This is a genomic window from Candidatus Streptomyces philanthi (assembly GCF_059553635.1).
The window spans coordinates 17,914-30,013 of record NZ_JCANQV010000033.1 but is presented as its reverse complement, the minus strand read 5'-3'; the positions used below and the strand labels follow the sequence as shown (position 1 = coordinate 30,013).

Genomic DNA, 12,100 nt, shown 5'->3' with positions numbered 1-12,100 from the left:
CGCGGCGGACGACGGAGAACCCGCCGCCACCCCCGACACGCACACCCCGGGCCGCGTCCCCGCGGCCGGCCGTTGACCAGGAGAACCCCGGATGAACACCGCACCGCGCCACCGCTCCGAGGAGGCCGAACGCCGTGACCTCACCGCGCTGCTGCCCCCGCCGCCCGTCCCTGACCTGGAGCCCGACCGCCGGGTGCTGCTGAAGGAGACCCTGCTGCGCGAGGCCGCCACCACCGGGCCGTCCCCCGCCCGCACCGCCCCCCGCCCGCGCCGCCTGCTGGTGCGGATCATGGTGCCGGCCGCCGCCTGCGCCCTGGCGGCCGGCGGCGTCCTGACGATGAACCTCACGGACACCCCCGCCCCCGGCACCCCCGCCGTCGCGAAGGACCCCGCCCCCGAGGCCACGCGACTCCTCGGACGCATCGCCCTCGCCGCCGCCAAGAGCGACCGACCGGCCGTCCGCGCCGACCAGTTCGTCTACGTCGAGAGCAAGGTCGCCTACGCCGCGCAGAGCGCCGGGGGAGGCCGGGCGGCCCTGCCGCCCGCGCACACCCGGCAGGTGTGGCTGTCCGCCGACGGCAGCCGCCCCGGCCTGCTCCGCGAGGAGGGCCGCCCCGACAGCACCCTCGGCGCCGACGCCCCCGTCTACTCCCTCGACGGCCCCGGGGCGACCCCCCGCCCGACCACCCTGCGCCGCGGCCCCTCGATCGCCGACCCGACCCACCGGTACGTCGCCTCGCTGCCCACCGACGCCGACGCCCTGCTCAAGCTGATCCGCGACGAGACCCGGGGCACGGGCCAGGACCCCGACCAGCGCGCCTTCGCCGCCATCGGCGACCTGCTGGCCGAGACCTGGGCGCCCCCGAAGGTCAGCGCCGCCCTCTACCGCGCCGCCGCCAAGATCCCCGGCGTCACGGTCGTCCCGGAGGCCACCGACGCCGCCGGCCGCAAGGGCATCGCCGTCGCCCGCACGACCCACGGCCGCCAAACCCAGTGGATCTTCGACCGCACCACCCACGCCTACCTCGGCGAACGCACCGTCCTCACCACCACCGGCACCGTCGTCGGCACCTCCGCCGTCCTCACCAAGACCGCCACCGACCGCGCGGGCGCGGCGCCGGCGGCGGGGACGGCCTGACCGGGCCGCGACGGCGCTGACGCTCCGGGCGGTCGCACGGCACCGCCCGGAGCGTGCGTCAGGAAGCGTCCGGCCCGTCGCGGACGGCGGCGTGCTGGGCGCGGGCCCCCTGGAGTGCGGCGTCGAAGTCGCGCTGGGTGTTGTCGCACCAGTGCAGCAGATCGGCGAGGACGCACCGCAGGGTCTCGCTGGGGCCGCGCCGCCACCCCTCGGCGGACAACGCGTAGCTCGTCAGGACCTCTTCGGCCCGTCGCACCGCCGCCTCGCGCCCGCTCGCTCCGGTCATGGCCGTCCTCCTCGTCGGTCGCCGGGCAAAAACTATAACGGACTGCAAATTTTCAGTAGAGTGCATTCAATGAGGGGTGGCGGACAGCCGATCGCCCCACCGGGGAGGCACAGGAGGCCAGGAGTGATGGCGTCGGAGACGCTGCGGACGGTCACCGCCGTCCGGTACGTCCAGCCGCTGCGGAACGGTGGTTCCGTACCGGGGCTCGTCGAGGCCGACGACCTCGGGGCATACGTGGTGAAGTTCACCGGCTCGGCGCAGGGCCGCAAGGCCCTCGTCGCCGAGGTCGTCGTGGGGGAACTGGCCCGCCGGCTGGGGCTGCGCGTGCCGGAGCTGGTCCTGGTGCGCTTCGACCCGGAGGTGGCGCGCGACGAACCGCACCAGGAGGTGCAGGACCTGCTGCGCGCCAGTGCCGGCCTCAACCTCGGCATGGACCACCTGCCGGGAGCGGCCGACTTCACGCCGGGCGCCGTGGACGTCACCCCGGCCGAGGCCGCCGCGGTCCTCTGGCTGGACGCCTTCACCACCAACGTCGACCGGACCGTCCACAGCCCCAACCTGGTCACCTGGCCGCCCGTCGGCCACCACCGGCCCCGCCTGTGGCTCATCGACCACGGCGCCGCCCTCGTCTTCCACCACCGCTGGCCCACCGCGGCGGACGCGGTCGGGAAGACGTACGACGCCCGGCACCACGCACTCGCCCACGGCCGCCCGGAACTGGCCGCGGCGGACGCCGCCTTCGGCCCGCGCGTCACCGAACGTCTGCTGCGCGAGGTCGTCTCCGCCGTACCGGACGCCTGGCTCACCGGCGAGCCGGGCTTCGCCACCGCCCAGGACGTCCGCGACGCCTACGTCACCCACCTCACCGCCCGCGCACGGGACTCCTCCCGCTGGCTCCCGCCCGCCTGACCACCGCACCCTCGAAGGGAAACCGGGGCACAGTGGGAGGAAGTCGTACGGTACGGGCAGCGGGTTAGGGTCTCCGCATGGGTGAAGGACTACGGGAACGCAAGAAGCGGCAGACCCGGCAACGCATCTCCGAGACGGCCGTCGACCTCTTCGTGACACACGGCTTCGACCGCGTCACCATCGCCGAGGTCGCGGCGGCCGCCGAGGTGTCCGTCAACACCCTCTACAACTACTACGAGTCCAAGGAGGACCTGGTCCTGCCACCGGACCAGGCGTCCCCGCAGCGGCTCGCCGACATCGTCCGGGACCGCGCCCCCGGCGAGTCCGCCGCCCGCGCCGTCCTCGCCCGGCTCCGCGACGAACTCCGACGCCGCGACCGCGCGGTGGGCCTGACCTCGGGCTTCGGCCCCGTCTTCCAGATGATGCGCGCCGCCCCCACCCTCACCGCACGCCTGGAGGACCTCGGCCGCCAGATGACCGACGCGCTCTGCGCCGTCCTGACCGAGGAAACCGGCGCCACCCCGGACGACCAGACGCCCCGCGCCGTCGCCGCCCAGATCGGCTGGTTCCACTCCCTCCTCTACAGCGAGATCGGCCGCCGCATCGTCCTGGGCGAGGACCCCGACACCATTGCCTCGGCGTCCCTGGAACTCCTGGACACGGTCGAGGGGCTGCTGAGCGAGACCGCCCTTGGCTACGCCACACGGCCCGGCCGGACGACTCCGGCTGAAGCGGGCGGCGGAGGACCGTGATCACCGTGATCGCCCCGCGAGCGTTCAGCCGGCCGTCCGGGCGCAGACGATGCGGGACAGGTCCAGGGGCGTCAGCACGTCCTGCCGGTCCCACAGGGCGGCGTCGAGCATGGCGTGCTGGCGGATGTGCTCCATCCGTGTGAAGCCGTGGGCGGACAGCAGGGCGGTGAAAGCATTGTCAAATGGAGTTACTAGTTTGACGCCTGCTGTACAGTGTTAACTGTTCGCTACCGAGGGGTCTTGTCCGTCATGTCCCAGCCATCTGCTCACGTCACGGCTGCCGAGATCTCACGCGTCGCCGGTGTTACCCGTGCCACCGTCAGCAACTGGCGCCGCCGACACGAAGATTTCCCGTCCCCGACCGGCGGCACCGAGAGCAGTCCTCTGTACGACCTGGAGGCCGTCCGGGCCTGGCTCGCGTCGCGCGGCCATGCGACGACCACCAACCCGCCGGAGGAGCTGCGCACGGCCCTGCGCCTCCAAGGGCAGGGCGCCGGCGGCGGGACCGCGCTGCTTCCCCTGGTCCTCGCGGCCGCCCGCCGTACCTCGGACGAACTCACTGTGTACGCGGAGCTGCCCGATGCCGACCTCACCGCATGGGCCACCGATGCGACGACCGCCCTCGCGGGCACGGTCCCGGGCGCCGAAACCGTCCACCTCACGGCCGCAGACGGTCCCGCACTGCGGGCCCTGTTCCGCTGTGTACGGGACGAGGGCGGCGAGACCACGCTCGGAGTCCTCGCGGAGCGGGAACTGGAGGACAGTGCCGCGAGCGGCACCTATCGGACGCCGACCCCCTTGGCGGACCTGGCTGCCCGGCTTCTTCCCACCGCCGCCGTACGGGTCCTGGACCCGGCATGCGGCAGCGGCACCCTGCTGGCGGCCGCCGCCCGGCACGGAGCGACTTCCCTTCACGGACAGGACACCCTGTCTGTGCAGGCCCAGCGCACTGCAGTACAGCTGCTGCTGTCCGCCCCGGAAGCCGACACCACCATCCGCAGCGGGGACAGCCTGCGCGCGGACGCCTTCCCCGGCCTGACCGCCGACGCCGTGCTGTGCAATCCGCCCTACGGCGACCGCGACTGGGGCCACGACGAGCTGGTGTACGACCCGCGCTGGGCATACGGCGTACCGGGACGCGCCGACTCCGAGCTGGCCTGGGTCCAGCATGCACTCGCCCACCTCACGCCCGGCGGTCATGCCGTGCTGGTACTGCCGCCCGCCACCGCGTCCCGCGCCTCCGGGCGTCGGGTCCGCGCGGAGCTGGTGCGTAGCGGAGCCGTCCGAGCGGTGGTGGCCCTACCGGCCGGCGCTGCGGCACCCCTGCACGTGGGGCTGCACATCTGGGTTCTGCAACGACCGGAGCCGGGCGGCGCGGAACGCAAGTCGATGCTGTTCGTCGACATGGCCGCCGCACCGGAGGAGAGCAGTGCGAATGCCTTCCGGGCCGGACGTACACCGCGCACCGGCGCTGCCCGCACCCCGCTGGACTGGCCCGCCCTGACGGAACGAACACTCACCCACTGGGAAGCCTTCACCACCGATCCGGATGCATTCACCGGAGTGCCCGGCATCGCCCGTGCCGTGCCGGTCGTCGACCTCCTCGACGACGTCGTCGACCTCACTCCGGCGCGCCGGGCCCGGATCTCACGAGCGGACATAGATCCTGCGGATCTCACACGGGAGACGGACATCAGGCGCCGGGAACTGGTCGAAGCTGCCCAGTTCCTCGTTCGGGCAGCGGGCCGGGCCGACTGGACTGCGGGTGTCACGGTTCGGGAATGGCGCACGGCGACCGTGTCGGATCTTGCACGAGGCGGCGCGCTGACCCTGCTCCGTACGGCACCCGACGCGAAGGGGGCACGAGCCGAAGCCGCGGACGCCGTACCCACAACGGAACCGCCCGTTCTCACCGGGGCTGATATCGCCCGCGGCACAGCACCTTCCGGTGACCCGGCCGAGCTGCGCTCCGACGCCGTACCCGTCATTGCCGTGGGCGACGTGCTCGTACGGGCCGTCGCCGACGACAGTGGTCCGATGGCCCGCGTCGCGGACGAGCGGGACGCCGGCGCGCTGCTCGGCATCCAGGTCCATCTCTTTCGCCCGGATCCAGCCCGTCTGGACCCGTGGTTCCTGGCCGGTTTCCTTGACACGGAAGAGAACATCGCCGGGGCCTCGACCGGCAGCACCGTCCTGCACGTCTCTCCGGGACGGCTACGCGTCCCGCTCCTGCCGCTCGGCGAGCAGCGCCGCTACGGCGCGGCGTTCCGGCGTGTTCACGAGCTGCGCACCGAGGCACGGCGAGCGGCACGTCTCGCGGAGGACACGACACGGCTTCTGAGGAGCGGCCTCACCGGCGGAGCGCTGATCCCTCCGGAGCTGCCCGAGAACTCGTCCTGATCGACTCCTGAACCCGCACTCATCGACCACACTTGTCCGCACCTGCCTTCTTACTGGGCGGGACGGTTCGGAAGGAATCCGGGGAATCCCTTGAACAGCAGTAAGCACACGGAGCTGGCGAATCACGCCTGGTCCGTCGCCGATCTCTTGCGCGGCGACTACAAGCAGTCCGACTACGGCAAGGTCATCCTGCCGTTCACCGTGCTGCGCCGCCTGGAATGCGTCCTGGAGCCGACCCGCGGGAAGGTCGAGGAGACCGTCGCGCGGTTCAAGGGCCAGGACATCGACACGGACCACTTCCTGCGCCGGGCCTCGGGTCACTCCTTCTACAACAGGAGCGATCTCACGTTGAAGAAGATCGCCGCCGACCCGCAGAACGCGGCGAAGAATCTCCAGATCTATGTGGGCGCCTTCTCGGACAACGCACGGGAGGTCCTCGACAAGTACGAGTTCAACCAGCAGATCAAGAGGCTCGACGGTGCGGACCTGCTCTACAAGGTCCTCGGCAAGTTCACCGACCTGGACCTGCACCCGGAGAACGTGTCCAACCACAACATGGGCTATATCTTCGAGGAGCTGATCCGCCGCTTCGCGGAGCAGTCGAACGAGACCGCGGGTGAGCACTTCACCCCGCGCGAGGTCATCAAGCTGATGGTCAACCTGCTGATCGCTCCCGACGGGGACGCACTCAGCATCCCGGGCGTCGTCCGTACGGTCATGGACCCGGCCTGCGGAACGGGCGGCATGCTGTCGGCGGCCGAGGAGCACATCAAGGCCCACAATTCCGACGCCACGGTCGAGGTGTACGGCCAGGAGCTCAACCCCGAGTCCTGGGCGATCTGCCGCTCCGACCTGATGATCAAGGGCCAGGACCCCGAGAACATCGCCTTCGGAAACTCCTTCTCCGACGATGGTCATGCGCGCGAGAAGTTCGATTATCTCCTCGCCAACCCGCCGTTCGGCGTGGAATGGAAGAAGGTCAAGGAGGACGTCGAGTACGAGCACAAGCATCTCGGCGAGGCCGGCCGTTTCGCCGCGGGCCTGCCGCGCATCAACGACGGCTCGCTCCTCTTCCTCCAGCACATGATCTCGAAGATGAAGCCGGTGGACATCAACGGTGGTGGTGGATCCCGTATCGCCGTCGTCTTCAACGGCTCGCCCCTCTTCACGGGCGCCGCCGGCTCCGGCGAGTCCGAGATCCGCCGCTGGATCCTGGAGAACGACTGGCTGGAGGGCATCGTTGCCCTCCCGGACCAGCTCTTCTACAACACCGGCATCTCCACGTACTTCTGGATCCTCACCAACCGCAAGGCGCCGGACCACAAGGGCAAGGTCGTTCTCCTGGACGCGCGCGACCAGTGGGTCAAGATGCGCAAGTCCCTCGGCGACAAGCGCAAGGAACTGGGCGACGGCACGAACGGCAAGCCCCACCACATCGCTGACATCACGCGTCTGTACGCGGCGGCGATCGATGCCGCCGCCGACCCCGAGCACCCGCTCCACGCCAAGGTCAAGGTCTTCGACAACTCGGCCTTCGGCTACCAACGCATCACGGTCGAGCGCCCGCTGAGACTCCGCTTCGAGGTGACCGAGGAGACCCTTGCGGCACTGGCGGCCGCCAAACCGGTGCAGAAGCTGGAACAGCGCGAGGAATTCGTGGCGGCGGTACGCACGCTGCTGGGCTCGGCCTGGTCCACCAAGTCGGACGCACTGGTCGCCCTGAAGGACGCGGTGGTCGGCACCGGCCTCCTGTGGCCGACGGGAGCGCCGTTCGCCAAGGCGGTACGGGACACGGTGGGCGTACGCGACCCGGAGGGCGAGGTGCAGAAGCTCAAGGGCGGCCCCGAGCCGGACGCGGAACTCCGGGACTACGAGAACGTACCGCTGGGGGAAGACGTCGAGGAGTACCTCAAGCGGGAGGTTCATCCTCACGTGCCGGACGCGTGGATCGACCACACCAAGACGAAGATCGGCTACGAGATCCCGTTCACGCGGCACTTCTACGTGTACGAGCCGCCGCGGCCGTTGGCGGAGATTGATGCGGAGCTGAAGGCCCTGGAGGCGGAGATTCAGGCGCTGTTGGGGGAGGTTGCGGGATGAGTGTTTATCGCATCAAGGATGTCGCTCGTATCAACCGTCGTACCTTGCCTGAGAATACCGACCCAAACTTTCGGTTCCGGTATGTAGATATCGCGGCTGTCGATGGTGCGGGGAAGGTCTCTGTGCCGACAGAGGAAATCATCTTCTCGTCTTCCCCTTCCCGGGCAAGGCGTATAGCGCCACCTGGATCTGTTGTTGTGTCGACTGTGCGAACTTACCTGAGAGCTATTGCCGAGGTACCCGAAGTGTCGGTCCCCTTGGTGTTCTCGACTGGGTTTGCGGTTCTTGAGGCGCAACCCATCGTGAATAGTCGTTTCCTTGCCTATTATTGCCGCTCTCAGGCCTTTGTGGACGAGGTGGTGGCTAGATCGGTTGGAGTGAGCTATCCGGCCATCAGTGCTAGCGAGATCGGAAATCTTCCGATACTGCTTCCCTCGCTCGACAAGCAGCGCAGTATTGTCGAATTCCTTGATTCGGAAACGAGGTGCATTGACCGCTTGGTGGACGTAGAGCTGCGAGTGCTTGAGCGTCTTGCTGAGCGTCGGACTGCTGGAGTGGTGTCTGCTGTGTCGGGAGCCAGGCATGTTGAGCGCCGCCCGACCGCCCTTCCTTGGCTTGAGGCTATCCCTGATGCGTGGCGAGAGGTTCGTCTGGGTCTCCTGGCCCGCATGGGAAGCGGTCATACGCCGAGCAGGTCCCATCCCGAGTGGTGGATGGACTGTAAGATTCCATGGATTACAACTGGTGAGGTGCAGCAGGTCCGGGACGACCGCCTGGAAGACCTGTGCGAGACGCGCGAAAAGATTAGCGAGTTGGGGCTTGCTAACTCGGCGGCCGAGATTCATCCGAGAGGTACCGTTTTCCTCTGCCGAACGGCGTCGGCTGGTTACTCCGGTGTGATGGGGACAGACATGGCCACGAGCCAGGATTTCGTTACTTGGACATGTGGCCCGAGGCTCAACCCGTACTACCTGCTCTGGTGCCTTCGCGCCATGCGTCCTGATCTGTTGGGGAGGCTGGCCATGGGCTCCACTCACAAGACGATCTACGTGCCCGATCTTCAGATGATGCGCGTCCCGCTTCCGCCACTTCATGAACAGAAAAGGATTGTCGAGGATATCCGTCGACAGAATGCGCGGCTTGATGCCTTGACTGACAAGGTACAACGTCAGATCAAGCTCCTACAGGAACGCCGCCAGGCTCTCATCACCGCCGCCGTAACCGGCCAGTTCGACGTCTCCACCGCCAGCGGGCGCAACGTAACGGACGGAGTCACCGCATGAGCCCCATCCACAACGAGTCCACCTTCGGCTCCGCCGTCGTCGCCGCCATGGTCGAGCGCGGATGGCGTGAGGCCCGGCCCGAGGGCTACCAGGCTGACCTCGGACTGGACACCGATGAACTGTTCGCCTTCATCGACAAGTCACAGCCCGACGAGTGGTACGAGCTGGTCAACGTCTATGGCGGAGACAAGACCGAAGCCAAGCGCGGCTTCGTCAAGCGGCTCGACCGGGCGATCAGTGACGACGGCCTGCTCACCGTCCTCCGTAACGGCGTCAAGGACCGCGGCGTCCTCCTCCGTGTCGCCTACTTCAAGCCCAACCTCGTCGGCGACGACTCCGTCCTCGACGGCTACCGCGCCAACCGCCTCACCGTTGTGCGCGAGCTCCGCTACGCCACCAAGCAGGCCGACCGGAACCACGCTCTCGACCTGGCCCTGTTCCTCAACGGCATCCCCGTCGCCACCGCCGAGTTGAAGAACCCGCTCACCGGCCAGGGCGTCGAGCAGGCCAAGGAGCAGTACCGCACCGACCGCGACGCAAAAGAGCTGATCTTCACACGCCGGGTGATCGCGAACTTCGCCGTGGACCCGGACCTCGTCTTCGTCGCACCTCAGCTCAAGGGGAAGAACACCCGCTTCCTCCCCTTCAACACCGGCTCCGAAGGTCCCGGCCGGCCGGGCGGCGCAGGCAACCCCGTTCCTGCGGCCTTCGGCACGTACGCGACTTCCTACCTCTGGGAAAAGGTCTGGGAGCGGGACAACTGGCTCGACCTGCTCCAGCGCTTCGTGCACCAGCAGAAGCACAAGACGCCCGGCGGCGGCACCACCCGCTCCACGATCTTCCCTCGCTACCACCAGTGGGACGTCGTGAAGAAGCTGACCGCGCATGCCGCGACGCACGGTGCCGGGCAGAACTACCTGATCATGGCCTCGGCCGGCTCCGGAAAGTCGAACACCATCGGATGGCTCGCCCACCGTCTCTCCGACCTGCACGCCGACACCGACCCGCGCACCCTCGACACCGAGGCCCTCACCGCCGGCTACATCAAGCCCGGTGAACCGGTCTTCGACAAGGTCATCGTCATCACGGACCGCCGGAACCTGGACGCCCAGCTCCGCGAGACCGTCGGCGGCTTCTCGCAGACGGACGGCCTGGTGGTGAAGGTCGACGAGAAGAACGGCGCGAAGAGCGAGCAGCTGGCCCGCGCGCTCTCCCGTGACACCGGCAAGATCGTCACGGTCACCCTGCACTCGTTCCCGGCGCTGCTCGACTACATTCAGCGCAACCCCACCGAGATCAAGGGCACCACCTTCGCGATCATCCTCGATGAGGCCCACTCCTCACAGTCCGGGGACGCCGCCACGGCCGTACGTGCCGCCCTCCGGGAACTCGGCCTGGACTCGGACTCGGAGGACGCCGGCGCGACCACCGTCACCGTCACCGACAAGCTCAAGAAGAAGGCGCTGGAACGCTCACGGGCCGCGAACCTCTCCTACTTCGCCTTCACCGCCACCCCGAAGGCGAAGACCCTCGAACTCTTCGGCACGCCCCAGCAGGTCGACGGGAAGGAGACGTACCGCCCCTTCCACACGTACTCCATGCGTCAGGCCATCGAGGAAGGCTTCATCCTCGACCCGCTGCGCAACTACGTCACGTACAACACGTACTGGAAGCTGGTCAATCGGAACCCCGATGAGCTGGAGGTCGACCCCGCGAAGGCGAACCCCCTGCTCGCCCGGTATGCGCTGACCCACGACTCGACCGTCGCCCAGCACGCCCAGGTGATCGTCGAGCACTTCGTCACGCACAGCCGCGGCCGGCTCGGCGGGCGCGCCAAGTCGATGGTCGTGACGGCCTCACGGCAGTCCGCCGTGCAGATGGCGCGGGCCATCAAGAGCTACATCAAGGACCGGGACTACCACACCAAGTACCCTGACCTCGGAGTACTGGTCGCCTTCTCCGGCTCCCTCACCGTCGACGGCGAGGAGACCACCGAGACGAAGGAGAACGGTGGGCTCGCGGAGAGCGCACTGCCGAAGGCGTTCGCGTACGTGCGCGCCGACGACAAGGCGGTCAAGGCCGGGGCGAAGGGGCAGCAGGAGTACAAGATCCTCGTCGTCGCCGAGAAGTACCAGACCGGGTTCGACCAGCCGCTGCTGACGACGATGTACGTCAACAAGAAGCTGACCGGCATCTCCGCCGTCCAGACCCTGTCCCGGCTGAACCGCACCGCCGAGCGCAAGGCGCAGGCCGACCTGGCCGTCCTCGACTTCGCCAACGAGGCCGAGGACATCAAGGAGTCCTTCCGCCCATACTTCGAGGAGGCGATGACCCTCCCCTCCGACCCCAACCTGCTCTACACCGCGCAGAGCCGGGTCATGTCCGCGCCGATCATCTCGGAAGCGGAGATGGACGAGTTCGCCGCCGCCTTCTTCGAGGCGAAGGAGAAGGCCGCCGGGTCGCAGGCCAAGTGGGAGAAGCTGCACGCCGAGCTGTACCGCCTCCTCTCCCCGGCGGTCGTCCGCTATGAGGCGCTGCGGGACAACGACGAGGAAGAGGACGATGTCCAGACCGCGGAGGACTTCCGCGCCGACCTCAACGACTACGTCCGCAAGTACGGCTTCCTCGCCCAGATCGTGCCCTACCGTGACGCCGACCTGGAGCGCCTGCACCTCTACGGCCGCTTTCTCCTCACCCGGCTGAGGGGGCGCGCTGACGGTGGGATCGACATAGGGGACGTGGACCTCAGCCACCTGCGCGTGGAGAGGACCGGCGAGCACGATGTCTCCCTCGTGGCCGAGGGGCCGGCGATGATGCCTGGCTTCGGCGAGGGGGCCGGCGGGGCCAAGGAGGCGGAGAAGTCACTGCTCTCGGAGCTGATCGAGAAGTTCAACGCCAAATTCGGCACGGACTTCACCGAGGAGGACCTTGCCCGGCCGTTCGAGGAGGCGAAGGCCGACGAGAAGGTGAAGGCCGCGGCCCTCGTCAACGACGAGGACAACTTCGGCAAGGTCTTCGACAAGGTCTTCGCCGAGAAGATGGGTGACCACATCGACAGCATCGCCGGTCTGGGCCGCCAGTACTTCGGGGCCGACCGGAGTTTCAAGTCCAACCTGGACCGCAGCGCCCGTCGCGCCGCCTGGCGGATGATCCGCCGCGAGGCCGGCTACGACGACTGATCGTTCGGATGGGGTCCCGCTCGGCCACCGGCAGGTGAACCCGACGGGACCCC

8 protein-coding genes are annotated in these 12,100 nt (G+C 68.5%); 7 read left to right on the top strand and 1 reads right to left on the bottom strand.

What is annotated here, in order from left to right:
- The first annotated feature begins 91 nt into the window (after positions 1-91).
- Positions 92-1,138 (top strand): CU044_5270 family protein, encoded by a 1,047-nt coding sequence (locus AC51EU_RS06805; protein ID WP_496265753.1) that lies wholly within the window; start codon positions 92-94, stop codon positions 1,136-1,138.
- A 58-nt stretch (positions 1,139-1,196) separates the two neighbouring features.
- Here AC51EU_RS06805 and AC51EU_RS06800 read toward each other — a convergent pair whose 3' ends face one another.
- Positions 1,197-1,424, bottom strand: coding sequence for a hypothetical protein (locus AC51EU_RS06800; protein ID WP_496265752.1), 228 nt, complete (start codon positions 1,422-1,424; stop codon positions 1,197-1,199).
- Between the two features lie 126 nt (positions 1,425-1,550).
- Here AC51EU_RS06800 and AC51EU_RS06795 point away from each other — a divergent pair, with 126 nt between their 5' ends.
- The 6 genes from AC51EU_RS06795 to AC51EU_RS06770 all read left to right on the top strand — a co-directional run bounded on the left by AC51EU_RS06795 (position 1,551) and on the right by AC51EU_RS06770 (position 12,047).
- Entirely contained in the window at positions 1,551-2,333 is a 783-nt protein-coding gene (locus AC51EU_RS06795) for a HipA family kinase (RefSeq protein WP_496265751.1), read from the top strand.
- Between the two features lie 77 nt (positions 2,334-2,410).
- The gene (locus AC51EU_RS06790) at positions 2,411-3,085 is read left to right on the top strand and encodes a TetR/AcrR family transcriptional regulator (protein WP_496265750.1); all 675 of its coding nucleotides are present in this window, start codon (positions 2,411-2,413) and stop codon (positions 3,083-3,085) included.
- 249 nt (positions 3,086-3,334) lie between these two features.
- Positions 3,335-5,485, top strand: coding sequence for an N-6 DNA methylase (locus AC51EU_RS06785; RefSeq protein WP_496265749.1), 2,151 nt, complete (start codon positions 3,335-3,337; stop codon positions 5,483-5,485).
- Between the two features lie 90 nt (positions 5,486-5,575).
- Positions 5,576-7,585 carry a type I restriction-modification system subunit M gene (locus AC51EU_RS06780; RefSeq protein WP_496265748.1) on the top strand — a complete coding sequence of 670 codons (2,010 nt, stop codon included), beginning with the start codon at positions 5,576-5,578 and terminating at the stop codon, positions 7,583-7,585.
- A complete protein-coding gene (locus AC51EU_RS06775; protein ID WP_496265747.1) occupies positions 7,582-8,868 on the top strand; it encodes a restriction endonuclease subunit S in 1,287 nt (428 codons plus the stop codon). The genes AC51EU_RS06780 and AC51EU_RS06775 overlap by 4 nt, the downstream gene beginning before the upstream one ends.
- Positions 8,865-12,047 (top strand): type I restriction endonuclease subunit R, encoded by a 3,183-nt coding sequence (locus AC51EU_RS06770; RefSeq protein WP_496265746.1) that lies wholly within the window; start codon positions 8,865-8,867, stop codon positions 12,045-12,047. Before AC51EU_RS06775 ends, AC51EU_RS06770 begins: the two co-directional genes overlap by 4 nt.
- Positions 12,048-12,100: the final 53 nt, after the last annotated feature.

Bases quoted from the DNA above. Each gene is read 5' to 3' on its own strand.
- AC51EU_RS06805 (WP_496265753.1), top strand. From the start codon at position 92: ATGAACACCGCACCGCGCCACCGCTCCGAGGAGGCCGAACGCCGTGAC.
- AC51EU_RS06800 (WP_496265752.1), bottom strand. From the start codon at position 1,424: ATGACCGGAGCGAGCGGGCGCGAGGCGGCGGTGCGACGGGCCGAAGAG.
- AC51EU_RS06795 (WP_496265751.1), top strand. From the start codon at position 1,551: ATGGCGTCGGAGACGCTGCGGACGGTCACCGCCGTCCGGTACGTCCAG.
- AC51EU_RS06790 (WP_496265750.1), top strand. From the start codon at position 2,411: ATGGGTGAAGGACTACGGGAACGCAAGAAGCGGCAGACCCGGCAACGC.
- AC51EU_RS06785 (WP_496265749.1), top strand. From the start codon at position 3,335: ATGTCCCAGCCATCTGCTCACGTCACGGCTGCCGAGATCTCACGCGTC.
- AC51EU_RS06775 (WP_496265747.1), top strand. From the start codon at position 7,582: ATGAGTGTTTATCGCATCAAGGATGTCGCTCGTATCAACCGTCGTACC.
- AC51EU_RS06770 (WP_496265746.1), top strand. From the start codon at position 8,865: ATGAGCCCCATCCACAACGAGTCCACCTTCGGCTCCGCCGTCGTCGCC.